Here is a 22,875-nt window from a genome sequence, read left to right on the forward strand (position 1 = left end):
AGCCGAGCCTAGCTCGGCTCTACCGTTCCGCAGCGCTAGTGGGCGAAGTAGTGCATTCCGCCATCCACCGGAATCACCGCGCCGGTGATGTACCCCGCCAACGGGGAAGCCAGGAACGCGACCAGGTGCGCTACCTCCTCCGGTTCGCCGAAGCGCCCCATCGGGATGTTGCGGGCGATGAACTCACGTCGGCTCTCTTCGGTGGGATGCAGCCGATCCAGAATCTGCGCGCTGTTGATACGCCCTGGTGCAATCGCGTTGACGGTGATGCCCTCGCCCGCCACGTCGCAGGACAGCCCCTTGCTCCACAGATGCAGCGCCGCCTTCGCAGGGCTCGCGGCATTCACCGCGCGCGGCTCCATCGAGCCGCTGAGGTTGATCACACGCGCCCAGCCATTGGCCCGCATCGACGGCAGCAACGCCTGCGTCAACCGTCGTGCTGCCGAGAAGTTCAGCGCCATCGCCTCGTCCCACACGTCGTCTGCTGCAGCCACCCCGGCCAGCCGCGCACCACCGGCCGCATTGACCAGGATATCCACGCGCTGCAGCGCCTCCAGCGACGCGCTGGCGATGCGCTGCACATCGTCGGCGTCGGTCAGATCACCCATCACCACCACCGGTACCGGCCCACCCGCCGCCTCGATCGCGGCCGCCACCGACTGCAACGGCGCCTGCCGCCGCGCGGTGATCGCCACGCGCACACCCAGCGTTGCCAGCACCCGCGCGACACCGGCGCCGATGCCACTGCCTGCGCCGGTGACCAGCGCGGTACGTCCTTCAAGATCCAGTTTCATGTGCTGCCCTGCCAGGTTCTGCCGGCCCATCTGGCCGCGCGGACATGCTCTTTGAATACCCTCGATTGATAAACTCCGGCGAGGTTTCAACATTCAGAACCCGGGGTGTCAGATGAACCTGTTGGAGAGCATGCAGGTCTATGTGCTGGCCGTGGAAAAAGGCAGCCTGAGTGCCGCGGCGTCGGCACTGGACATCTCCGCGACGATGGCCGGCAAGCACCTGCGCGCCCTGGAGGAACGGCTGGGCATGCAGCTGTTGAGCCGCACCACGCGACGGCAGCACATGACCGCTTTCGGTGAGGCCTACTACGGCCGCTGCAAGGAGATCCTGCACCTGGTGGAGGAAACAGATGCGCAGGCACAGCATCACCATCTGGCACCGGCGGGCAAGCTGCGGATCAGTGCACCGGTGATCTTCGGCACGCATGCGCTGGTGCCGGCACTGTCGACCTACATGGACCGCTACCCCGAGGTCAGTATCGAACTGGTCCTGACCGATCGCGTGGTCGAACTGGCCGAAGAGGGATTCGAGGCGGCCATCCGCATCGGTACGCTTGCCGACACCAGCCATCTCGTAGCGCGTCCGCTCAGCCCCTACCGGCTGACCTTGTGTGCATCACCGGCCTATCTCGCGCGGCATGGCACGCCGCACAGCGCGCAGGCGCTGCAGAAGCATCAATGCCTGTCGCTGGATCCGGCTGCGCTGTCGCACTGGCTGGGCAACGAGGCAACGTCGGCGGTGCAGCCGCCCTCGGGACGCCTGCAGATCAACAACGGCGAAGCGTTGCGGCTGGCCGCGCTGCAGGGCTTGGGCATCATCCTGCAGTCGAGCCTGCTGCTGGCAGCGGACATCGATGCGGGTGGCCTGGTCCCGTTGCTGCCGGAACTTGGTCAGCGCGGTCGGCCCATGCATGTGGTCTATCCGCACGACCGTTATCACTCGACCCGGCTGCGCAGCTTCGTGGATTTCCTGGTCGAGCGGTTTCCCTGGGAAGCAGCTGGCCATCGCAGCCAGCCAAAATGATGCCCATAAAAAAACCCCCTCCCCGCTGGGCAGTCGGGGAAGGGGTCTCAGGGTACGGCTATCGGGAAGTACTTAGATCAGCGGTGCCGGAGTTGCCGGAAGGGCCACCGGGGCGGCCTTCTTCTTGCGGGCGGCCGGCTTGCGCTTGGCAACCTTCTTGGCAGCCTTCTTCGGGGCAGCCTTCTTGGTGGCCTTCTTCGCAGTCTTCTTCACCGCCTTCTTGGCGGTCTTCTTCACCGCCTTCTTCACTGCCTTCTTGGCGACCTTCTTGGCCGGCTTGCGGGCAGTAGCTTTCTTGGCGGTCTTCTTTACGGCTTTCTTGGCAGTCTTCTTGGTGGCCTTCTTGGCTACCTTCTTGACGGCCTTCTTCGCGGTCTTCTTTACGGCCTTCTTGGCAGTGGACTTCTTGGCTACCTTCTTCGCAGCCTTCTTCACTGTCTTCTTCGCCGTGGCCTTCTTGGCGACCTTCTTGGCAGCCTTCTTCACTGCCTTCTTGGCGGTCGCCTTCTTCGCGACCTTCTTCACTGCCTTCTTGGCAGCGGCCTTCTTGGCGACCTTCTTCACCGCTTTCTTGGCGGCGGGCTTTTTCTTCGCAGCTTTCTTGGTTGCCATGGTGATGGCTCCTCGTCAGTGATAGGGAGTTGAAACGCCCAGGTGGATCAAACCCGCCCATGCTGCGTGCGGGGACCGCCGGCGCGTCAGGCGCGCCGTTACGGATGCGGTGATGCCCGCCACGATCGGCGGAGCAGGCATCGGAACAGGGGTCGCCTTGCATTTCTCCGGGGGAAGCGGGGCCATGTCCACCGTCTTGAGGATCGCGGTGGTCTTCGAGGGGCTGCTTCGCATCGGACGATTGATTCTGCGCACTCGGTTTGGCAGGCAAGGTCTGCTGAGGCGAAACCTAATCACGGTTTTTTTTACTGTCAACAACCCCCGCGAAAAATTTTCACATCCGCCGCGTCCCGGGAGCCCTTCCCGCGCCTGCCGATGTTGCTCCGCGAGCGCCGGCAAACACGGCATCGCGCATCGTCGCTGCCATCGGCTGCGTACCAACAGCGAAGAAAAAACACTTGAAACAAGCACTCTGCGTCATGTAGAGGCCTGGAGTGGAACGCCACACGGCGACGTGGTCGTGCACGGCGATGCACTCGCCAACGCCAGCACAACGGACCTGCAACAAGGCCAAAAACTTTTCACATCCGGGCGCGCCGCCGCGGGGGTGGAAACGCGGATTTGCGCAAAACTGCGCACGCCTTTTGGCCGCGCTCAACACCGGCTGATGCCATGGCGATGGCATGCGGCGAACCGGTCGGCATAAGTTCGACGCGTCCTCCAAAACGAAAACGGCCACCCGAGGGTGGCCGTTTTCGTACCGGGGAAACGACGACTCAGTGCTCTTCGTCTTCCAGGCCTTCGGCGTACGCGTCCGGGTCCAGCAGCTCGTTGAGCTCTTCGCTGTTGGACACTTCGACCACGAACATCCAGCCGTCGCCGTAGGCGTCTTCGTTGATGGTTTCCGGCTTGTCGGCCAGCGACGAGTTCACCTCGACGATGGTGCCGCTGATCGGGCTGTAGACGTCGGAGGCGGCCTTCACCGACTCGACGACCGCGATCTGCTCGTTGGCCTTGGCGGTCGTGCCGACTTCCGGCAGCTCGACGTAGACCAGGTCACCCAGCAGGCCCTGAGCGTGGTCGGAAATACCGACGGTCACGCGGCCATTGCCTTCGACACGGGCCCACTCATGGGACTTGAGGAACTTGAGGTCGCCGGGGATCTCGCTCATGGGACTGCTCCAGAGATATGCAGGGGGTGGAAAAAACGGGGCTAGTGTAACCAACCGGCCGCCACTGCTGGCAGTGACGACCGGCACGTTTGGATCATGCGTCGGTGAGCACGCCGGGTTGGGCCTGGCCTTCGCGCACGAACGGGAACTTGACCACCCGCACCGGCACCTGACGGCCGCGGATGTCGACGGTGACCTGACCGAGTTCACCGGCCGGTACGCGCGCGAATGCGATGCCCTTGGCCAGGGTCGGCGAGAAGGTGCCGGACAGGATCTCGCCCTGGCCGCCGGCCGTGGTGACCGCCTGGCCATGGCGCAGCACACCCTTCTCATCCATCACCAGGCCGATCATCTGGCGTGCGTTGCCAGCGGCCTTCTGCGCCTCCAGCACATCGCGGCCGATGAAGTCGCGGCCTTCGTCCAGCGACACCGTCCAGGCCAGCGCCGCTTCGTAGGGACTGATCGCTTCGTCCATGTCCTGGCCGTACAGATTCATGCCGGCTTCCAGGCGCAGGGTGTCGCGCGCGCCGAGGCCGGCCGGCTTCACGCCAGCAGCAAGCAGGCGGTTCCAGAACGCGACCACGGCATCCTGCGGCAGCAGGATCTCGAAACCGTCTTCGCCGGTGTAGCCGGTGCGGGCGACGAACAGTTCAACGCCGTCATCGGACTGCACCTGCAGCGCGGCGAAGCGGCCGAGCTTGCCCAGCGACTCACGGTCGGCTTCGCCGGCCAGGCCGATGACGATGTCGCGCGCCTGCGGACCCTGCACGGCGAGGATCGCCAGGTCCGGACGCTGCTCGACGGAGACGTTGAACGGCGCCGCCTGCTCGCGCAGCCACGCCAGATCCTTCTCGCGGGTGGAGGCATTGACCACCATGCGGAAGAAGTCTTCGCCCAGGTAATAGACGATCAGGTCGTCGATGACGCCGCCCTGCGGATTCAGCATGCACGAGTACAACGCCTTGCCGGTGGCCTTGAGCTTGTCGACCGAGTTGGCCAGCAGGCGGCGCAGGAACGGCTTGACCTGGTCGCCGCGCAGGTCGACCACGGTCATGTGGCTGACGTCGAACACGCCCGACTCACGACGCACCAGGTGGTGCTCGTCCAGCTGCGAGCCGTAGTGGATGGGCATGTCCCAACCCCCGAAATCGACCATCTTGGCGCCAAGGGCGCGGTGGGTATCGTTGAGCAGCGTCTTCTGGGTCATGACCGGGTCCGGCAGCAGAGGAAACAAGAACGCGCATTATCCCAGATCGGTCGGCCGCAGGTCGCGCCGCAGCGCAGCGGGGGGATGTTGGCCGGCCTGCGGCCGGCGGGTGCTTTCTACAAGCCAGGGCGCAAAGCGCAAAGCCGAAGCGTGTCGGCTCTGGGTTCTTTCGGCTTGGTCGGAGCAGCGTGGGCACGCGGAGGACGCCGTAAACCCATCCCTGGGGGCTTGGCCGCCGCATCCATGCGGCGGACACCTCCGCGTGCCCACGCTGCCCCTCCCTTCCGGAGTTCCCGGAGACGGGACGGAAGGCAAGAGCGGTTGTGGATGTCGATACATATAAGGAGAGGGGTGGGATTTCTTTTCCTGCCGAAAAGAAATCCCACCCCGGCCATGACCCGCGAGCGCAGCGACCCGCTTCTGCTTCGCTCTTATTTTCTTTTCCGTGGGTGGACGCCACCGGAAACTGTCAGAGGTCGGGCGGGTGGGCTGGGCAGGGGTGTCCGCGCCATGGATGGCGCGGCCAAGCCTACAAGGACGTACTTGCGGCGTCCCCTGCACAGCCCACCCGCCCGACCCAACCCAGCATCTGCTTTCAGCGACCATCCACGAGGGGCTGCGCCGTTGGCTGGAAAACTCAGCCGGCCGCTTCGACCACCAGCGCACTGCCCTGCACCGCCACTACCCGCACCAGCGTGCCGGCCGGCAGCTCCGGCCCACTCACCTGCCACGACGCGTCGTCGATGCTGACCCTGCCCTGCCCGCCGACGATGGCCTGCTGCAATGGCACCACCCGGCCGACCAGTTGTTCAGCGCGACGGTTCAGCAGTGGCGCGTCGCTCTGCCGCGCACGCGGCTTGCCCCAGTGCCGGTAGCACTGGATCGACAGCACGCTCAGCACCACGAAGGCGACCACCTGCCACAGCACCGGAACATCGGCGAACACCGCTACCAGCGCGAACACCGCCGCCGCACCGATGCCGATCCACAGCATGAACGCGCCGGGCGCCAGCGCTTCGGCGGCGAACAGCAACAACGCCAGCGCACCCCAGGCAACGACTTCCCAGCGCATGTCAGCCTCCAATCGGCGGCGGCCGCTTGGCCGGCTGCCGGGTTTCCTGATTGGACAGGGCCTGCTTGGCGAGCTCGGCCACGCCGGCAATCGAACCAATCACGCCGCTGGCCTCCATCGGCATCAACACCAGCTTCTGGTTCGGCGACGTGGCCAGTGCCTTGAACGCTTCCACATACTTCTGTGCGATGAAGTAGTTGATGGCCTGGACGTCGCCGTCGGCGATCGCCGCCGACACCACCTGGGTTGCCTTGGCTTCGGCTTCGGCCAGGCGCTCACGGGCTTCGGCGTCGCGGAACGCGGCCTCGCGCCGCCCCTCCGCTTCCAGCACCGTGGCCTGCTTCTCGCCTTCGGCACGCAGAATCTCGGACTGTCGGGAACCTTCCGCCTCGAGGATCTGCGCGCGCTTCTCGCGCTCGGCCTTCATCTGCCGTGCCATCGCATCAAGCAGGTCGCGCGGCGGCTGGATGTCGCGGATCTCGATGCGGTTGACCTTCACGCCCCAGGGATTGGTCGCATGGTCGACCACACTGAGCAGCTTGGCGTTGATCACCTCGCGCTGGCTGAGTGATTCATCCAGGTCCATCGAGCCGATCACGGTACGGATGTTGGTCTGCACCAGGGCGATCATCGCCACTTCCAGCACCGACACCTCGTAGGCGGCCTTGGCCGCGTCCAGTACCTGGAAGAACACCACGCCATCGACGCGCACGGCGGCGTTGTCCTTGGTGATCACTTCCTGGCCGGGCACGTCCAGCACCTGCTCCATCATGTTCACCTTGCGCCCCACCCCATAGACGATCGGGATCAGGAAGTGCAGGCCGGGCGACATCGTGTGGGTGTAACGGCCGAACCGCTCGACGGTCCATTCATAGCCCTGCGGCACCATCCGTACCGCCTTGAACAGGATGATCACGGCCACGAAGGCCAGAACCGCGCTGAAGAACATGGTCGGGAACATCGCGCTTTCCTTATGGGAGACGTCCGGAGCCCAGCATAGCGCGCGGATGCAGGCAGTGCGGGTGCGGGACGTTCCAACGGAAAGCAGCCGAGCATGGCCCGGCGCTACAGCATGGGCCCGGTCAGATCCGGGTCGTGGCCAGGAAGCGCTCGCGGTCCTGCTGGGTCTGCCGGCGGATCTCGGCCAGCGCCTGGCTTTCGGTCGCCTCCAGCATCGCCTCGAACAGGCGCTGGAAGTGATGCCGCATCGCATTGCGTGCCGCGACCGGATCGCGCGCGCGCAGACCTTCGAAGATCGCCATGTGCTCGTCGGCGCGGCTGGCACCATCGTCATGGCACACCCGGGCATAGACCTCGGTCACCCGCGGCAGCTCACTGCGCATGCGCCAGATCTGCTGCACGAAATACTCGACCACCGGATTGCCGGACAGGCGGGCGATGGTCAGATGGAAGCGGCGGTCGTAATCGCCGGCCTCTTCATCGCTGAGGTCACGCCGGCACAGTGCTTCGGCCAGCACCTGCAACTCGGCGATGCCGGCCTCATCGATATTGCTTGCCGCCAGCGCGGCGGCTTCTGCCTCGAACACGGCACGCGCAGCGGTCAGGTCGAAGGCGCTGATATCGGGCAGCCCGCCGGCAGCCTGTGCCGGGCGCGGCTTCACATAGACACCCGAGCCGATACGGATCGCGATCCAGCCCTGCGCTTCCAGGGCGATTTCCGCCTCGCGGATGGTGACCCGGCTGACGCCGAAGCGTTCGGCAAGTTCACGTTCGCCCGGCAGGCGCGAACCCGACGGATATTCGCCATCTTCGATCAGCTTGCGGAGCTTGGCGGCGATGGTCTGGTAAAGACGGTTGGCGGACATGCGGCTGACCCTTGGCGGTTCCCTCCGGGCCCGTCCCCGGCCACCGGGCACGGTGCGGGTCCGGTTGGAGCGACGGCGCGACCATTGGCCGCGCCGCCCTGTTCAGAACTTGTATCGTACACCGAAATACGCGCGCCGCCCGTAGCTCACCACCTCGCGGAAATTCCCGTAAAGCGGCTGGTATGCCACGCGTGGCTCGTTGGTCAGGTTCATCAGTTCCAGCGACAGCGACAGCTGCTTGTTCACCCGGTAACGCAGGCGCAGGTCGACGCTGGTGTTGTCATCGTAATAGCGGTTCTGCTGCGCCGTGTTGCCGGTGAAGTCCTGGTAATAGTGCGAACGGAACTTGCCGATGGCCTGGATGTTGAAGCGGCCCACATCCCAGTAGATCGAACCGGACAGCACGTGCCGCGAGAATCCGCTCAGGCCGGCCGGCGGCACGATGGCCGGGATGATCGATCCGTCGGCAGCCAACTGCTCGCCCAACCGCGAATCCTGGGTCTGGTAGTCGGCGTCGGCATAGTTGTAGCTGACCTTGAAGCCGAGGCCGTCGAACGGCTTGGGCAGGTACGAGAACCGGTGCGTGGCACTGAGCTCGATACCGGTCAGGGTGCTGTCCTCATCGGTGGTCACCTGCTGGCGCACCGGCACGGTCACCGTCTGTCCGTTGATGGTGTAGGTTTCCGGCACCAGCGCGGTGGCGGTGCCGCCGTTGAACTGCTTCCAGTACACCGCACCGGCCAGCAGCGTGTCCGGGTTCGCATACCACTCCAGCGAGACATCACCGTTCCAGGACATCAACGGCTGTGCGGCCGGATTGCCGCTGGCACTGATGTCGTCCAGCGCGTCGGCCAGGCCGGTATAGGTGGCATCGCTGCTGACATTGATGGTTCGACCGGCACCGAGTGCGGCGATATCCGGGCGTGACATCGCACGATACGCGCCCACCCGCAGCAGCAGGTCCGGCTTCAGCTCGAAGGCGGCATTCACGCTTGGCAGCAGCTTGTCGTTGCCCGACTTGAACACCTGGGTGGTGAAATCACCCGTGGGCTGCAGGCGGATCGTGCCGTCGCCGTTGTCGATGATCGCCAGGTCGGTGCGCACACCTTCCGAGCGCACATCGGTCTTGACCCAGCGCAGGCCGACATTGCCGGTGACCGGCAGCCCGAACAGTGTGCTGCTGAACTCGCCCATCAGGTACAGCGCGCGGGTTTTCTCGGTCACATCGACGTTGTTCGGATCCTGGAAATCCGGGTCCAGGCCGCTGTCGCTGGTGCCGCGGAAGGACTCGTAGAGGCAGCTCGGATCGAAGTACGCCCACGAGGAGATCGTGTTGCCGCTGGCCGCATCCATGAAGTCATCCTGCGGGAACGGTGCACGGCAGGCACGGTTGGCGGCAATGATCTTCGCCTTGTCTGCCGCAACGCGCTGGTCGTAGTCGGTCACCAGGGTGTTGTCGCGCAGGCGATAGTCGGCCTGGCTGGCGCGCACGCCACCCTTGACGCGGGTGAAGAAACCGGACTCGGGCATGAAGCTGGCATCGAAGCGGCCAGCCTTGATCTTGTGGTCGTTCTCGGTAGCGCTGGAGGTGACCCGCGCTGCACCGGTGTAGGCATCCCAGTTGTTGGGATCGAAGTTCGGCGCCAGCGCGACGCTCGGCACCTCGCCATGCCAGTCCCAGTCGTAGTCGACATAGCCGGTGGCGCCGCTGCTGATGCCCGGCACGATGGCGTTGTTGACGTCGCGCTGGTTGGCGCGCAGCCGGGTCATGCGCTCGCTGTCCAGGCGGTTGGTATGCGAATAGGAAAGATCGGTGGACAGCTCCCAGGCCGGGCTCGGGCGCAGGATCAGGTTGAGGCCGCCACCGGTGTACTCCTCGCCACGCCAATAGCGGTTGGAGGTCGAATCGATGGAGGTGCTGCCATGCAGGTGGCGGACGATGCCGTCCTCGTCCACGTCACGCTGGGTGATGCCGCGACGCGCGTTGGACAGGCTCAGGTCGCTGCGGTTCTCGTCCCAGTTGCGCTCGGTATGCTCGAAATCGAGGTTGACCTCGACCACGTCGTTGGGCCGCCACTGGAGCGCCGCGAACTCGCTCTGGCGATCATTGCGTTCCTGCTTCATGCGATAGATGCGGCTGCTGGGCACCAGGTAATACGGGGCACCGTTGGCGATGGCCTGGGCGCTGACTTCACTGCAGTTGGCATTGGCCACGTTCTGCCTGCCGTCGCAGGCATACCAGGTGGAGCCGCTGGTAATGCTCTCCTCTGGATCGGTGCCCTCCAGCCGCTGGATGCCCAGCGAGATACCGAGCTTCTGGCCGTTGCCGAATTCGAACTGGTCGATGTAGCTGGCGGTACCGCGATAGCCGATGCCATCGTCGTCGCGGTACTTCTTGTCATACTCGGCCCAGCTGCCACGCAGATCGATCTGCGCCGAGCGCTTGCCGTACTCCAGCGGCTTGACCGTCTCCAGCCCGATGGTGCCGGCGACACCGCCTTCGATGATGTCGGCACGCTGGGTCTTGTAGATCGCCACCGTGTTGATCAGCTCGGCTGGGAACATGTTGAAGTTCACCGAGCGGTCGCCGCTGCCGTTGGTGATCTCGCGGCCATTGAAGTTGGTGCTGCTGAGGAATGCGCCAAGCCCACGGATCGAGATTTCCGACGCGCCGGTCTTGTCGCGGGTCGAGGCTGCACCGGTCAGCGTTTCGATCGCATCGGCCAGCGATGGCGCGGGCAGGTCGCCGATGTCATCGGCCGACAACACATCGGCGATCACCGTGTCGTCGCGCTTCTTGTTGATCGAACTCTGCATCGACTCGCGGATGCCGGTGACCTGGACCTGGTCCAGGGTGGTGGCGTCCTGCCCGGAACCGGTAGCGGCAGACTGCGCCTGTACGGCCGGCGAAGCCGCCAGCGCAGCGAGCAGTGCCACGATCAGTGGTGTGGGTGACAACGGTGTACGACGTACAACTCCGGCAGGTTGCCGCATGGTTTTCCTCCTCCCAAAGGATCGCCCGGACGGTAGGCGTGGGACGCAGCTTCGACACGCCGACACAGAAATGTCAACCAACTGGACTGGATTTGTCGTAATACCTTTGATTCAGACCGGTTGCCCGCCATTTCATGTGCTGATGCAGCATGACTTTGCGCGCGACGTGGCTTACAACACACCCAACAAGTGGTATGCACACCCACTCTGAAACCACGGCATCGCCGTCTCTGGAAGGACTTCATGCGCATTCAATCGACTTCGCACCGCCTTTCGAAACCTGCACTTGGATATTGCCTGGCAATTGGACTGGCAACATGCCTGACCAGTTCGCCGGCAACAGCCGCCAGCTGGCTCGTACACGACGTCGGCGCGTTCGCCACCGCCGCTGCCGCCCTGCAGCCTGGCGATGAGATCGTGCTGGCCGATGGCACCTGGACCGATGCGCGCCTTCTGCTGAAGGGCCAGGGCACGGCCGCCGCTCCGATCGTGCTGCGCGCGCAGACGCCGGGCAAGGTGATCCTCAGCGGGGCGTCGGACCTGCGCCTGGCCGGCAGCTACCTGCAGGTCTCCAACCTGGTGTTCCGCAACGGCTACACCCCGGGTGACGCGGTGGTGGCCTTCCGCGAGTCGAGCAAGGCGGTAGCCAGCCACAGCCGCGTCACCGGCTTGGTCATCGATGACTACAGCAACCCCGATGGCAGCGACCAGGACTACTGGGTGTCGCTGTACGGCAGCAACAACCGCCTCGACCACAGCCAGATGCGTGGCAAGACCAACGCTGGCCCGACGGTGGTGGTGGTGCGCGATGCCAGCCAAGGCCTGGACAACCAGCACCGCATCGACCACAACTGGTTCGGCCCGCGCCCTGCACTGGGCGTCAATGGCGGCGAAACGATCCGCGTCGGCACCAGCGACACCTCGCTGAGCGATTCCAACAGCACTGTCGAGAACAACTGGTTCGAGGGCTGCGATGGCGAGACCGAGATCGTCTCCAACAAGTCCGGCGGCAATACCTTCCGCGGCAACGTGTTCTATCGTTCGGCCGGCGCGCTGACCCTGCGCCATGGCAACGGCAACCGGGTGATCGACAACCTCTTCCTCGGCGACGACAAGGCCGGCACCGGCGGCGTGCGCATCATCAATGCCGACCAGACCGTCAGCAACAACTACTTCGAACGGCTGGCCGGCTCCAGCAACCATTCGGCGCTGGCGGTGATGGACGCACAGGCCAATCCGCCACTGTCCGGCTATGCGCCGGTGGTCAACGCAACCATCAGCCGCAACACTTTTGTCGACGTGGCGAAGATCAGCTTCGGCGTTGGCCACGACGAGGCCAAGGGGATCGTGGTCGCGGCCAGCAACAGCCACTTCAGCGGCAACCTGATCGTCAACCGCACCAGCAAGAATCCACCGAATGCGGCCAGCTCGCTGGCGGGCATCGCCTTCAGCAACAACGTGCAGTCGCCGCAGGCCAGCAGCGTATTCCCGGGCGGGGTGAGTAGCGCCAGTATCGCCCTGCAGCAGGCCGCCAGCAGTCTGTGGGTGCCGGCAACGCCCCTGCCCACCATCGGCGCCGATCCGGCGCTGGCGATGATCCCGCGCGAACAGACAGGGGTGGACTGGTATCCCAAGGTGGGCGAGGTTGCCCTGTCACGCACCAGCACCGGAGTTGATCGATGAGGTTGCAGCCGCTGTCCCTGTGTTCCCACCGCCTGGCGCTCGCCCTTGCCCTGGCCGCTCCCTTCGCCCTGATGCCGACGGCACCGCTGCACGCTGCGCCTGCCGCAGCCGCGCGACAAGGCGATACCGCGCCGGTACTGGTGACCGCTGCGCAGTGGCAGCAGATGGCCAGCGAGGGCAGCCGCTACCCGTGGTTCTCCAAGGAGCAGGCGCGTACGCAGAAATCGCTGCAGAAGATGATGAAGGCCGGCATCGATGTGCCGGTGCCGAAGGACAAGGGTGGCGGTCGCACCCATGAGCAGCACAAGCGCAATTACCAGGCGCTGCTGGCCGCCGGCACCCTGTACCGGCTGACCGGCGACAAGGCCTATGTCACCTATTCGCGCGACATGCTGCTGCAGTACGCCAAGCTCTACCCGACCCTCGGCCCGCATCCGGAAGGACGCGGGCAGATTCCCGGCCGGGTGTTCTGGCAGGTGCTCAACGATTCGGTCTGGCTGGTCAACGCCATCCAGGGCTACGACGCGATCCGCGACGCCCTGTCGCCACAGGATCGGCAGACCATCGAATCGCAGGTGTTCCGGCCGATGGCTGAGTTCCTGGCCAGCGAGCCGAAAAACTACGACCAGATCCATAACCACGCAACCTGGGCGGTGGCGGCCACCGGCATGACCGGCTACGTGCTGCGCGATCCGGAACTGGTGGAAAAATCGTTGCGCGGCAGCCGCAAGGATGACCAGTTCGGTTTCCTGCGGCAGATCGACCTGCTGTTCTCGCCCGATGGCTATTACGAGGAAGGCCCCTACTACCAGCGCTACGCGCTGGCGCCGTTCCTGCTGTTCGCCAATGCGATCGAACGCAATGAGCCGCAGCGGAAGATCTTCGCGCGCCGCGACGGCGTGCTGCTGAAGGCGGTGGACGTGCTGGTGCAGACCAGCTACGACGGCCTGTTCTTCCCGATCAACGACGCGATCCTGGACAAGGGCATCGACACCGAAGAGCTGGTGGCGGGCATCGGCATCGCCTATGCGCAGGCCGGCGATGATCGTCTGCTGTCGGTCGCGCAGCAGCAGAAACGCCTGCTGCTGTCGCCGGAAGGGCTGCAGGTGGCGCAGGCGTTGGCCGCCAACAAGGCCAAACCGTTCGACTACCGGCCGATGCTGCTGCGCGATGGCCCGGACGGTGAACGCGGCGGTCTGGCGATCCTGCGCATGGGCGGCGAACGCGGCCAGGCGCTGGTGCAGAAGGACACCATGCAGGGCATGGGCCATGGCCACTTCGACAAGCTCAACTGGTTGTTCTACGACAACGGCAATGCCGTGGTGACCGACTACGGCGCAGCACGCTTCCTCAACGTGGAAGCCAAGCGAGGCGGCATCTATCTGGCCGAGAACCGCAGCTGGGCCAAACAGACCGTGGCCCACAACACCCTGGTGGTGAACGAGCAGAGCCACTTCAAGGGCGACTGGAAGCGCGGCGAGGAACATGCGCCAACGGTGCGTTTCTTCCAGGCCGACGCGGATACCCAGATCGCTTCGGCGACCATGCGCGACGCCTACCCGGGCGTGGTATTCACCCGCACCCAGGCACTGCTGCGCCACCCCGAACTGGGCCTGCCGGTGGTGCTGGACCTGCTGCAGGTGCACGGCGACAAGGCCGCGCGTTACGACCTGCCGCTGCACTTCAACGGCCATATCGTCACCACCGGTTTCGAGGCCGAGCATTTCCCCACCCAGCGCCCGGTGCTCGGCGGCGACAACGGCTACCAGCACCTGTGGCTGGACGCACGCAGCAAGGCCGGCAGTGAACCGCGCACGCTGGCATGGCTGCTCGACGGGCGTTTCTACACCTATCGCTTCGGCAGCAGTGCGCCATCGCAGGCGTTGCTGGTGGAAAGCGGCGCCAACGATCCCGAATTCAACCTGCGCCGCGAACCTGCGCTGCTGCAGCGCGTGGAAGGACAGAAGGATGTGACCTTCTTCAGCGTGCTGGAGCCGCATGGCGAGTACAACGGCACCGCCGAGTACGTGCACGGCGCCGACAGCCGCATCAGGGAGATCATCCGAACGCGCGGCAATGATGCCGAGGTGCTCGAACTGCGCTTGGCCAGCGGCGCGCGCATCGCACTCGGCGTGGCCGACGACAGCGACGCGAAGGGCGACCACAGCGTGACGGTGGACGGTCATGCCTACCGCTGGAGCGGCAGCCATGCGCGCATGGACCGCAGCAAGGGTGACGCGCGATGAACGGCCCCTCGGCCGTGGCCACGCTGCGCAAGGTGCCGGTGCGCTCGGCCGTACGCTGGCTGATCGTCGGCCTGATCGCGGTGGCCACGGTGATCAACTACATCGACCGCAATGCGCTGGCGGTGATGTGGCCGGAGATCGCCAAGGAGGTCGGCGCGACCAAGGACGACTACGCGCTGCTGGTAACGGTGTTCATGCTGTTCTATGCCGCTGGCCAGTTCCTGTTCGGGCGCCTGTTCGACATGATCGGGACGCGACTGGGGTTCGCGTTGTCGATCAGTGTGTGGTCGATCTCGATCGCGCTGCATTCGGTCACCCACTCCATGCTGTCCTTCAGCGTAGTGCGGGCGATGCTGGGCGTCAGCGAAGCCGGCGCCTGGCCCGGTGCGGTGAAAGCCAACGCCGAATGGTTCCCCGCGCGTGAGCGCGCCCTCGCACAGGGCATCTTCAACGCAGGTGCGTCCATCGGCGCCATCGTTTCGGCGCCGGCCATCGCCGGCCTGTACCTGTGGCTGGGCTGGCGCGGCACCTTCGTGCTGGTCGGTGCGCTTGGCTTCCTGTGGCTGCTGCCGTGGCTGTTCGTCTATCGCGCCGGCCCGGACAAGCACCCGTGGGTGAGTGACGCCGAGCGACGCCTGATCATGGAAGACCAGACCGGCCAGCAGCGCGCGGATGCGCCCAAGGTGAGCGTGCGCTCGCTGCTGGCCCACCGGCAGAGCTGGGGCATGCTGGCCTGCCGTTTCCTGCTGGACCCGATCTGGTGGCTGTTCGTATCGTGGCTGCCGATCTATCTGGCCGAGACCTTCGGCTTTGACATCAAGCAGATCGGCCTGTTCGCCTGGGTGCCGTTCGTTGGCGCCATGCTGGGCAGCCTCAGCGGCGGCTGGCTGTCGGGGCGGCTGATCAACGCCGGCCATGGCGTGGACCGCGCACGCAAGCTGTCGATTTCGCTCGGCTGCGTGATCATGGCACCGGCCCTGCTCGGTGCGGTACTGGCCAACCAGCCGCTGTATGCGGTGCTGGCGATCGCTGCGGTGCTGTTCGGTTTCCAGATCGCCATCGGCAACATCCAGACCCTGCCCGGCGATCTGTTCGACGGCCGCTCGGTCGGCACGCTGGCCGGTCTCGGTGGCCTGGCCGCAGTGGCCGGCACGTTGATCACCACCTGGCTGGTGCCGGTGCTGACCCGCCATTCCTACGCACCGATCTTCATCCTCGTCGCCGCACTGGTGCCGCTGTCGCTGGTGGCGCTGTGGTGGTGGACCGGACCGATCCACAAGCTCGACCGCAACGACGGTTGAGCCCCCTTTCCCTCGCATTCCCCCGCAAACCAAGGAGTTTCCCGCATGTCGTTCCAGGACAAGGTGGCCATCGTCACCGGTGGTGGCCGTGATATCGGCCGTGCCGTCTCGATCAAGCTGGCTGCGGCCGGTGCACGCGTCTGCCTCAACTACGCCAACGACGAGGCCAGCGCGCAGGAAACGCTGGCGCTGATCAAGGCGGCCGGTGGCCAGGCCATCGCCCACCGCGCCGACGTCACCGATCCGGCCGCAGTGGCCGGTCTGGTCGCAGCAACCCAGGCGGCATTCGGCCAGCGCATCGATGTGCTGGTGAACGTGGCCGGCGGCATGGTCGAGCGTCGTCCGCTGGCCGACATCGACCCGGCGTTCTTCCACAAGGTCATCGACCTCAACCTGACCTCCACCTACCTGACCACCCACGCCGTGGTACCGCACATGGGCGAAGGCGCGGCGATCGTGAACTTCGCCTCGCAGGCCGGTCGCGATGGCGGTGGCCCTGGTGCGGCGATCTATGCCACCGCCAAAGCGGGCGTGATGACCTTCACCCGGGCCATGGCCAAGGAGCTGGGGCCAAAAGGCATCCGCGTGAATGCGCTGTGCTGCGGCATGATCGCCACGCGCTTCCACGACGAATTCACCAAGCCGGAAGTGCGCACGGCGGTGGCCGGCGCGACGCCGCTGCGTCGCCAGGGGCTGCCGGACGAAGCCGCCGATGCAGCGGTGTACCTGGCGTCGGACGCAGCAGCGTTCGTCACCGGCGCCAATCTGGACGTCAACGGCGGCACCTACTTCTCCTGATCGGACCGAAGCCCATGCAGCGCTGGATCACCCTGCTTTCCCTCGCCATCGGCAGCGCCGTGGCCGCCCCCGCGGCGCTGGCCGCACCGGTCTGGGTCACCGCCTGGACCGCCTCGCCCGCGCCTGACCGCAAGGATGGCAGCGCCGATGCGCCCGTACAGTTCGCCGCGCAGACCGTGCGCCAGGACATGCGCCTGGGCAGCAAGGGCGATGCGCTGCGTCTGCGCATCAGCAACGAGCTGGGCACCACGCCGCTGCATGTGGAAGAGGTACGGGTGCGCCTGAAGGATGGCAAGGCGGCAGCGCTGCCGGTCACCGTCGATGGACGCGTGTCCATCGACGTACCGGTAGGTACAGCGCTGCTGAGTGATGCGCTGCCATTGCGGGTTGCCGCCCTGCAGGAGATCAGCGTAACCGCGTATTTCCCGCAGCCCACCCGCCCTGCGGTGCGCCGTACGGTGGTGCGGGTGGCCGACGGCAAGCAGGACGCGGTGGCCGACAGCGTGCGCGTGGGCTATCAGCAGAATGTGTTCTCAGCCGTGCTGGTGCAGCGCGCGGATCGGCCGCAGGTGATCGTAGCCCTGGGTGATTCCATCACCGAAGGTGCGACGGCCTCGCGTGGCTCCTTCAACCAATGGCCCGAGCGGTTGGGCCAGCGTCTGCAGCAGGCCTGCCCGGACCGCTTCGTGGTGCTCAACCAGGGCATCAGCGGCAACAAGCTGCTGGACCATGGCCGCAGCCACAGCGCGCTGTCGCGGCTGGATCGCGACGTGATCGCAGTGGCCGACGCCGACCAGGTGATCCTGTTCGAAGGCATCAATGACATCCGCCACGGTGGCGGTGCACAGCCCCTGCCGGGGCGCAGCACGACGGACATGCTGCTGGGCTACCGCCAGGTGGCCGCACGACTGCATGCGCATGGCATCCGCGCTCATCTCGGCACACTGACGCCCTTCGGCGATTCGGAGCGCTACGAACCGGTATCGGCCGCCACCCGCACCGCGATCAACCAGTGGGCGCGTGGCAAGGACACCGGCTTCGATGGCGTGGTGGATTTCGATGCGGCGCTGCGTGATCCGAAACAGCCTGAATCATTGCCGGCGAACATCACCCGCGATCATCTGCACCCGAACGACGAGGGCTACCGGCGCATGGCCGACTCGATCGACCTGAAGATGCTGGGATGCGATGCCCCGCGCTGAGGCGGTTTTGTAGAGCCGAACCCGCGTTCGGCTGCTGTTGCTTCCTGTAGAGCCGAGCCATGCTCGGCTGCCTCTGCCAAAGCAGCCGAGCATGGCTCGGCTCTACAGAAGATCAACAGCCGCCATTAGACCGGCTGCCGCGGCCCGAACATGATCACCGCCATGCCGGCCAGGCAGAGTGCAGCACCCAGCATGTCCCAGCGGCTGGGACGGATGCCGTCGACCAGCCACAGCCAGAACAGCGCCGTGCCGATGTACACGCCACCATACGCGGCGTAAACGCGGCCGCTGGCGGTCGGGTGCAGGGTCAGCAGCCAGGCGAACAACGCCAGGCTGGCCGCCGCCGGCAGCAGCAGCCAGATGCTGCCGCCCTTGCGCAGCCACAGCCAGGGCAGGTAACAGCCGACGATCTCGGCCAGCGCGGTCAGCAGGAACAGACCCAGCGTTTTCACGCTTTTTCCGAGGCCTTGGCGTGCTGCCAGAGCGCTTCCTGTGCATCCAGATCGAGTGCAGCCAGCGAATCGCCGTGTGCCTCGGCCTGCGCCTCCATCGAACGGAAGCGACGTTCGAACTTGTGGTTGGCCCCACGCAGCGCGGCGCCCAGATCGATGTCCGCATGCCGCGCCAGGTTGGCGCAGACGAACAGCAGGTCACCCAGTTCCTCCTGCAGGCGCGCTTTGTTGCCGGCAATGTCGCCGCGCTCGAACTCCTCGCGCAGTTCCTGCAGCTCCTCGGCCGCCTTGTCCAGCACCGGCAGCGGGCCGGGCCAATCGAAACCGACCTTGGCTGCGCGAGACTGCAGCTTCACCGCCCGCTGCCATTCCGGCAGGCCACGCGAGATGCCCGCAAGCGCCGAGGTGTCCCGCTCACCCTTGGCAGCGCGCTCGGCACGCTTGATCGCGTCCCAGTTGCGCATCACACCGTCAGCATCGTCGACGCTGACATCGGCGAACACATGCGGGTGCCGCCGTTGCATCTTGTCGCTGATCGCGCGCGCGACCTCGGCAAAGGCAAACGCGCCCTGCTCTTCGGCCATGCGCGCATGGAACACCACCTGCAGCAGCAGGTCCCCCAGTTCATCGCAGAGGTCGTCAAGATCGCCCCGATCGATCGCATCGGCCACTTCGTAGGCTTCTTCGATCGTATAGGGCGCGATGGTGGCGAAGTTCTGTTCCAGGTCCCAGGGACAACCGCCCTGTGGGTCGCGCAGGCGCGCCATGATGGCCAGCAGGCGCTCCAGCTCCACGCTGGCAGTGCCGGTGGCAGGGGTGTCGTGCGTGCTCATGTGTTTCTCCAGGATCAATCGGACAACCAGTCCCGCCACGGCAGGCTGGTATCGCCCAGCGCCATGAACTCACCGTTCAACAGCGTCGGCCGGCGGTTGTAGCGGAACGGCTTGCCGGTACCGACCGAAAGCACCGCACCACCGGCCGCGTGCAGCACGCACTGGCCGGCAGCGGTATCCCATTCGGAGGTCGGGCCCAGCCGCGGATAGACGTCCAGCCCGCCTTCGGCGATCCGGCAGAATTTCAGCGAAGAGCCCTGCACCACGGTCTCGATGTCGCCCATCCGGGCCAGCAACGCATTCGTCTCGGCTGAGCGATGCGAGCGGCTGGCGGCGACCCGCAGCGGCGCAGTCGCGGGTGTACGGGTACGCAGCACGGTGTCATGTACACCCTGCCGGCGATACGCCAGCTCGCCCCGCATCGCGTGCCAGACAATGCCGGTGACCGGCGACTGGACCACGCCGAAGGCCGGGGCGCCCTGGTAGATCAATGCGATGTTGACGCTGAATTCGCCATTGCGCTTGACGAAATCACGGGTGCCATCAAGCGGGTCGACCAGCCAGTACGCGCCCCAGTGCTGACGCTGCTCCCACGGCACCAGCGGCGACTCTTCCGACAGGATCGGCAGGTCCGGGGTCAGCTGCCGCAGCCCCTGCTGGATCACCCGGTCGGCAGCGAGGTCGGCAGCGGTGACCGGGCTGTCGTCGTCCTTGAGTGTCACGTCGAAACCGTTGCTGTAGATCTGCATGATGGCCTGCCCGGCTTCCTGGGCGATGGCGATCGCGGTCTCGCGCAGTTCCGTGGTCAGCTTGATCATCGTGCTCCCTGCAGCCACTGGCGGGCGATGAACAGCGCCGCCAGCGAACGCCCTTCGGAAAAGTCCTCGCGCAGCATCAGCTGGTCCAGATCGGCCAGCTTCCACGGCACCACTTCCAGTTCCTCCGGCTCGTCTCCGGCCAGCTTCTCCGGATACAGGTCGCGCGCGACCACCAGCCAGGACTGATGGCTCATGTAGGTCGGCGCCAGGGTCATCGCGCGCAGCACGTCGACCTGCCGTGCGCCATAGCCGGCCTCTTCCTTCAGCTCACGGTCGGCGGCCTGCTCCGGCGTTTCGCCGGCATCGATCCGGCCCTTGACCAGGCCAAGCTCGTAGCGATGCATGCCGGCCGCGTATTCACGCACCAGCAGCACGGTTTCATCATCGAGCATCGGCACCACCACCACCGCGCCATGGCCGCGGCTGACCAGGCGTTCGAAGCGGCGGCGTTCGCCGTTGGAGAACTCCAGGTCCAGATGCTGGCGCTGGAAGGGCCCGTTCTCCTCGTCGGTGATCCGATGGATGATCGGCAGAGGACGCCTGGCGCGGTCATCGTTCATGCGGAATCTCCGTGGCAACCGGCGCATGCGCCGAGGCCGATAGAATGTGCAGGCAGCAACATGTTCATGAGCCCGAAATGCTAGCAGACCCAACCCCCTCTCCGCTGGTCCAGCACTGGCGGCAACGCGACCTCCAGGTCCTATGGCACCCGTGCACGCAGATGCGCGAGCATCCGGACACGTTGCCGCTGGTGCCGATCGCCCGCGGCGAAGGCGCCTGGCTGATCGATCACGACGGCAACCGCTACCTGGATGCCGTCAGCAGCTGGTGGACCAACCTGTTCGGCCATGCCGAGCCGCGCATCGGCGGTGCCATCGCCGCCCAGGCCGGGCAGCTGGAACAGGTGATGCTGGCCGGCTTCGGCCATGAACCGGCGATCACCCTGGCTGAACGCCTGCTGGCCCTGGCGCCGCGCCAGCCCGGCCGCGCGCCGCTGGCCAAGGTGTTCTACGCCGACAACGGCTCGGCCGGCGTCGAAGTGGCGCTGAAGATGGCCTTCCAGTATTTCCAGAACCGCGGTGAGACCCGGCGCACGCGCTTCGTCTCGCTGGAGAACGGCTACCACGGCGAGACGCTGGGCGCCCTCGCACTGGCCGACATCCCGCTGTATCGCCGCGTCTATGCGCCATTGCTGGCCGAGGGCCTGTTCGCGCCCTCGCCCGACGCCTACCTGGCCGAGCCCGGACAGAGTGCGGCCGACCGCGCACGCCAGGCCGCTGACGGCCTTGCCACGCTGTTCGACCAGCATCCGGGCGAAATCTGCGCGGTGATCCTGGAACCACGGCTGCAGTGCGCCGGTGGCATGCGCATGCACGATCCGGCCTATCTGCAGCGCGCGCGTGAACTGTGCGATGCCCATGGCGCCTTCCTGATCGCCGACGAGATCGCCACCGGCTTCGGCCGCACCGGCACGATGTTCGCCTGCGAGCAGGCCGGGGTGATGCCTGATCTGCTGTGCCTGTCCAAGGGCCTGACCGGCGGTTTCCTGCCCTTGGCTGCGGTGCTGGCCACGCAGGCGCTGTACGACGCGTTCCTCGATGATTCGCGCGAACGTGCCTTCCTGCATTCGCACAGCTATACCGGCAACCCGCTGGCCTGTGCGGCGGCGCTGGCCACGCTGGACATCTTCCACGACGACGATGTGATCGCGCGCAACCGCGGCATCGCCTCGGTGATGGGGACCTTGGCCGCACCGTTCGCCGACCATCCACACGTGGCCGATGTGCGCCAGGCCGGGATGGTGGTGGCCTTCGAACTGACCCGCAACGGCGACAAGCGCACGCCCTTCGATCCGGCGCTGAAGCTGGGGCTGCATGCCTACAAGGCGGCGCTGAAGCGCGGCGTGGTGCTGCGGCCGCTGGGCAACGTGCTGTACTGGATGCCACCGTACTGCGTGGACGACGAACAACTGGAGCTGCTGGCGCATACGACGCTGGCAGCCATCGACGAGGCAATTGCATGCGCGTGACCCGCTGCCCCATCGACCTGGCGCTGAACAGCGGCCAGACCGTGACCCTCCCGGAAGAGACGGCCAACCACCTGGTGCGGGTGATGCGCCTGCGCGAGGGTGACACCTGCGTGCTGTTCAACGGCGATGGCCACGACTACACCGCGACGCTGACGCTGGCCGGCAAGCGCGAAGTGCAGGTGCGCATCGACCAGGTGCAGCCGATCGGCAACGAATCGCCGCTGACCATCACCCTGCTGCAGGGCATTGCACGCGGCGAGAAGATGGATCTGATCCTGCAGAAGGCCACCGAACTGGGGGTGAGCGCGATCGTTCCGGTGAATGCCGAGCGTACCGAGGTGAAGCTGGATGCAGCACGCGCGGAAAAGCGCGTGGCGCACTGGAACAACGTGGTGCAGTCGGCCTGCGGGCAGTCCGGCCGTGCGCGCATTCCGCAGGTAGGGCCGCCGCAGTCGCTGGCGCAGGCCAGCGCGGCACTGCCAGCCGACACGTTGCGGTTGACCCTGGACCCGCTGGGAGCGCACCGGCTGTCGACACTGCAGGCGGCGCCCGCCGGCGGCGTGGTGATCGCCATCGGCCCGGAAGGTGGCTGGTCGCCACGTGACCGTGAACAGCTGGCGGCCGCAGGCTTCCAGGGCCTGCAGTTGGGCCCACGTATCCTGCGCACGGAAACCGCAGGCCTGGCCGCGATCGCGGCATTGCAGGCACGGTTGGGCGATCTGGGATAAGCGACGGATCGCGCGACCACTGCGCTCGCCGGGCATGGCCCGGCGCTACCCGATATCCGGAACGCCTGCGGTAGCGCCGGGCCA

Annotated in this window: 21 protein-coding genes; 9 read left to right on the forward strand and 12 right to left on the reverse strand. The window is 66.0% G+C overall.

Annotated elements, in window-relative coordinates:
- Positions 1-35: 35 nt before the first annotated feature.
- Positions 36-794 carry an SDR family NAD(P)-dependent oxidoreductase gene (locus tag CR156_RS13980; RefSeq protein WP_100554177.1) on the reverse strand — a complete coding sequence of 253 codons (759 nt, stop codon included), beginning with the start codon at positions 792-794 and terminating at the stop codon, positions 36-38.
- 112 nt (positions 795-906) lie between these two features.
- On the opposite strand from CR156_RS13980, the gene CR156_RS13985 reads away from it, so the two are divergent.
- The gene (locus CR156_RS13985) at positions 907-1,818 is read left to right on the forward strand and encodes a LysR family transcriptional regulator (protein ID WP_100553267.1); all 912 of its coding nucleotides are present in this window, start codon (positions 907-909) and stop codon (positions 1,816-1,818) included.
- A gap of 72 nt (positions 1,819-1,890) precedes the next feature.
- On the opposite strand, the gene CR156_RS13990 is transcribed toward CR156_RS13985, so the two are convergent.
- Positions 1,891-2,430 (reverse strand): histone, encoded by a 540-nt coding sequence (locus CR156_RS13990; RefSeq protein ID WP_089236507.1) that lies wholly within the window; start codon positions 2,428-2,430, stop codon positions 1,891-1,893.
- A 184-nt stretch (positions 2,431-2,614) separates the two neighbouring features.
- Here CR156_RS13990 and CR156_RS22750 point away from each other — a divergent pair, with 184 nt between their 5' ends.
- Positions 2,615-3,136, forward strand: coding sequence for a hypothetical protein (locus CR156_RS22750; RefSeq protein ID WP_133120089.1), 522 nt, complete (start codon positions 2,615-2,617; stop codon positions 3,134-3,136).
- Between the two features lie 70 nt (positions 3,137-3,206).
- On the opposite strand, the gene gcvH is transcribed toward CR156_RS22750, so the two are convergent.
- The 6 genes from gcvH to CR156_RS14020 form a co-directional block, all read right to left on the reverse strand.
- Positions 3,207-3,602 (reverse strand): glycine cleavage system protein GcvH, encoded by a 396-nt coding sequence (gene gcvH / locus CR156_RS13995; RefSeq protein WP_100553268.1) that lies wholly within the window; start codon positions 3,600-3,602, stop codon positions 3,207-3,209.
- A gap of 94 nt (positions 3,603-3,696) precedes the next feature.
- The gene (gene gcvT, locus CR156_RS14000) at positions 3,697-4,809 is read right to left on the reverse strand and encodes a glycine cleavage system aminomethyltransferase GcvT (RefSeq protein ID WP_100553269.1); all 1,113 of its coding nucleotides are present in this window, start codon (positions 4,807-4,809) and stop codon (positions 3,697-3,699) included.
- Positions 4,810-5,446: 637 nt separating this feature from the next.
- On the reverse strand, positions 5,447-5,881 hold the full coding sequence (locus tag CR156_RS14005) for an NfeD family protein (protein WP_100553270.1): 435 nt from the start codon (positions 5,879-5,881) through the stop codon (positions 5,447-5,449).
- A 1-nt stretch (position 5,882) separates the two neighbouring features.
- On the reverse strand, positions 5,883-6,842 hold the full coding sequence (locus CR156_RS14010) for an SPFH domain-containing protein (RefSeq protein ID WP_100553271.1): 960 nt from the start codon (positions 6,840-6,842) through the stop codon (positions 5,883-5,885).
- 121 nt (positions 6,843-6,963) lie between these two features.
- Entirely contained in the window at positions 6,964-7,707 is a 744-nt protein-coding gene (locus CR156_RS14015; RefSeq protein ID WP_099818855.1) for a FadR/GntR family transcriptional regulator, read from the reverse strand.
- Between the two features lie 102 nt (positions 7,708-7,809).
- Positions 7,810-10,701, reverse strand: coding sequence for a TonB-dependent receptor (locus CR156_RS14020; RefSeq protein ID WP_100553272.1), 2,892 nt, complete (start codon positions 10,699-10,701; stop codon positions 7,810-7,812).
- 243 nt (positions 10,702-10,944) lie between these two features.
- Here CR156_RS14020 and CR156_RS14025 point away from each other — a divergent pair, with 243 nt between their 5' ends.
- Genes CR156_RS14025 through CR156_RS14045 form a run of 5 tightly spaced genes read left to right on the forward strand, consistent with a single transcriptional unit; the run spans position 10,945 to position 17,931 of the window.
- Complete coding sequence (locus tag CR156_RS14025) at positions 10,945-12,384, forward strand: polysaccharide lyase 6 family protein (RefSeq protein ID WP_100553273.1); 1,440 nt, start codon at positions 10,945-10,947, stop codon at positions 12,382-12,384.
- Positions 12,381-14,630: an oligoalginate lyase gene (locus tag CR156_RS14030; protein ID WP_100553274.1), complete on the forward strand. Its 2,250-nt coding sequence runs from the start codon at positions 12,381-12,383 to the stop codon at positions 14,628-14,630. Before CR156_RS14025 ends, CR156_RS14030 begins: the two co-directional genes overlap by 4 nt.
- Complete coding sequence (locus CR156_RS14035; protein ID WP_100553275.1) at positions 14,627-15,931, forward strand: MFS transporter; 1,305 nt, start codon at positions 14,627-14,629, stop codon at positions 15,929-15,931. The genes CR156_RS14030 and CR156_RS14035 overlap by 4 nt, the downstream gene beginning before the upstream one ends.
- A 45-nt stretch (positions 15,932-15,976) precedes the next feature.
- Positions 15,977-16,729, forward strand: a complete 753-nt coding sequence (locus CR156_RS14040; protein WP_089236518.1) for an SDR family NAD(P)-dependent oxidoreductase — start codon at positions 15,977-15,979, stop codon at positions 16,727-16,729.
- A 14-nt stretch (positions 16,730-16,743) separates the two neighbouring features.
- The gene (locus CR156_RS14045) at positions 16,744-17,931 is read left to right on the forward strand and encodes a GDSL-type esterase/lipase family protein (RefSeq protein ID WP_100553276.1); all 1,188 of its coding nucleotides are present in this window, start codon (positions 16,744-16,746) and stop codon (positions 17,929-17,931) included.
- A 125-nt stretch (positions 17,932-18,056) separates the two neighbouring features.
- On the opposite strand, the gene CR156_RS14050 is transcribed toward CR156_RS14045, so the two are convergent.
- The 4 genes from CR156_RS14050 to nudE are packed head-to-tail and all read right to left on the reverse strand — an operon-like array spanning position 18,057 to position 20,594.
- Positions 18,057-18,383, reverse strand: coding sequence for a YnfA family protein (locus CR156_RS14050; RefSeq protein ID WP_100553277.1), 327 nt, complete (start codon positions 18,381-18,383; stop codon positions 18,057-18,059).
- Positions 18,380-19,216: a nucleoside triphosphate pyrophosphohydrolase gene (gene mazG / locus CR156_RS14055; RefSeq protein WP_100553278.1), complete on the reverse strand. Its 837-nt coding sequence runs from the start codon at positions 19,214-19,216 to the stop codon at positions 18,380-18,382. The genes CR156_RS14050 and mazG overlap by 4 nt, the downstream gene beginning before the upstream one ends.
- 14 nt (positions 19,217-19,230) lie before the next feature.
- The gene (gene cysQ, locus CR156_RS14060) at positions 19,231-20,034 is read right to left on the reverse strand and encodes a 3'(2'),5'-bisphosphate nucleotidase CysQ (RefSeq protein ID WP_089236523.1); all 804 of its coding nucleotides are present in this window, start codon (positions 20,032-20,034) and stop codon (positions 19,231-19,233) included.
- Positions 20,031-20,594, reverse strand: coding sequence for an ADP compounds hydrolase NudE (gene nudE, locus CR156_RS14065; protein ID WP_088100969.1), 564 nt, complete (start codon positions 20,592-20,594; stop codon positions 20,031-20,033). The genes cysQ and nudE overlap by 4 nt, the downstream gene beginning before the upstream one ends.
- A gap of 77 nt (positions 20,595-20,671) precedes the next feature.
- Here nudE and bioA point away from each other — a divergent pair, with 77 nt between their 5' ends.
- The gene (gene bioA / locus CR156_RS14070) at positions 20,672-22,063 is read left to right on the forward strand and encodes an adenosylmethionine--8-amino-7-oxononanoate transaminase (RefSeq protein ID WP_223880189.1); all 1,392 of its coding nucleotides are present in this window, start codon (positions 20,672-20,674) and stop codon (positions 22,061-22,063) included.
- The gene (locus tag CR156_RS14075; protein ID WP_100553280.1) at positions 22,054-22,791 is read left to right on the forward strand and encodes a 16S rRNA (uracil(1498)-N(3))-methyltransferase; all 738 of its coding nucleotides are present in this window, start codon (positions 22,054-22,056) and stop codon (positions 22,789-22,791) included. The genes bioA and CR156_RS14075 overlap by 10 nt, the downstream gene beginning before the upstream one ends.
- Positions 22,792-22,875: the final 84 nt, after the last annotated feature.

The sequence above is a fragment of the Stenotrophomonas lactitubi genome (genome assembly GCF_002803515.1).
GTDB lineage: Bacteria > Pseudomonadota > Gammaproteobacteria > Xanthomonadales > Xanthomonadaceae > Stenotrophomonas > Stenotrophomonas lactitubi.

Coding starts and splice junctions, on each gene's coding strand:
- bioA (WP_223880189.1), top strand. CDS start 20,672: ATGCTAGCAGACCCAACCCCCTCTCCGCTGGTCCAGCACTGGCGGCAA.
- CR156_RS13980 (WP_100554177.1), bottom strand. CDS start 794: ATGAAACTGGATCTTGAAGGACGTACCGCGCTGGTCACCGGCGCAGGC.
- cysQ (WP_089236523.1), bottom strand. CDS start 20,034: ATGATCAAGCTGACCACGGAACTGCGCGAGACCGCGATCGCCATCGCC.
- CR156_RS14010 (WP_100553271.1), bottom strand. CDS start 6,842: ATGTTCCCGACCATGTTCTTCAGCGCGGTTCTGGCCTTCGTGGCCGTG.
- nudE (WP_088100969.1), bottom strand. CDS start 20,594: ATGAACGATGACCGCGCCAGGCGTCCTCTGCCGATCATCCATCGGATC.
- CR156_RS13985 (WP_100553267.1), top strand. CDS start 907: ATGAACCTGTTGGAGAGCATGCAGGTCTATGTGCTGGCCGTGGAAAAA.
- CR156_RS14015 (WP_099818855.1), bottom strand. CDS start 7,707: ATGTCCGCCAACCGTCTTTACCAGACCATCGCCGCCAAGCTCCGCAAG.
- CR156_RS14025 (WP_100553273.1), top strand. CDS start 10,945: ATGCGCATTCAATCGACTTCGCACCGCCTTTCGAAACCTGCACTTGGA.
- mazG (WP_100553278.1), bottom strand. CDS start 19,216: ATGAGCACGCACGACACCCCTGCCACCGGCACTGCCAGCGTGGAGCTG.
- CR156_RS14040 (WP_089236518.1), top strand. CDS start 15,977: ATGTCGTTCCAGGACAAGGTGGCCATCGTCACCGGTGGTGGCCGTGAT.
- CR156_RS14045 (WP_100553276.1), top strand. CDS start 16,744: ATGCAGCGCTGGATCACCCTGCTTTCCCTCGCCATCGGCAGCGCCGTG.
- gcvH (WP_100553268.1), bottom strand. CDS start 3,602: ATGAGCGAGATCCCCGGCGACCTCAAGTTCCTCAAGTCCCATGAGTGG.
- CR156_RS14030 (WP_100553274.1), top strand. CDS start 12,381: ATGAGGTTGCAGCCGCTGTCCCTGTGTTCCCACCGCCTGGCGCTCGCC.
- CR156_RS14005 (WP_100553270.1), bottom strand. CDS start 5,881: ATGCGCTGGGAAGTCGTTGCCTGGGGTGCGCTGGCGTTGTTGCTGTTC.
- gcvT (WP_100553269.1), bottom strand. CDS start 4,809: ATGACCCAGAAGACGCTGCTCAACGATACCCACCGCGCCCTTGGCGCC.
- CR156_RS14035 (WP_100553275.1), top strand. CDS start 14,627: ATGAACGGCCCCTCGGCCGTGGCCACGCTGCGCAAGGTGCCGGTGCGC.
- CR156_RS22750 (WP_133120089.1), top strand. CDS start 2,615: ATGTCCACCGTCTTGAGGATCGCGGTGGTCTTCGAGGGGCTGCTTCGC.
- CR156_RS14075 (WP_100553280.1), top strand. CDS start 22,054: ATGCGCGTGACCCGCTGCCCCATCGACCTGGCGCTGAACAGCGGCCAG.
- CR156_RS14020 (WP_100553272.1), bottom strand. CDS start 10,701: ATGCGGCAACCTGCCGGAGTTGTACGTCGTACACCGTTGTCACCCACA.
- CR156_RS13990 (WP_089236507.1), bottom strand. CDS start 2,430: ATGGCAACCAAGAAAGCTGCGAAGAAAAAGCCCGCCGCCAAGAAAGCG.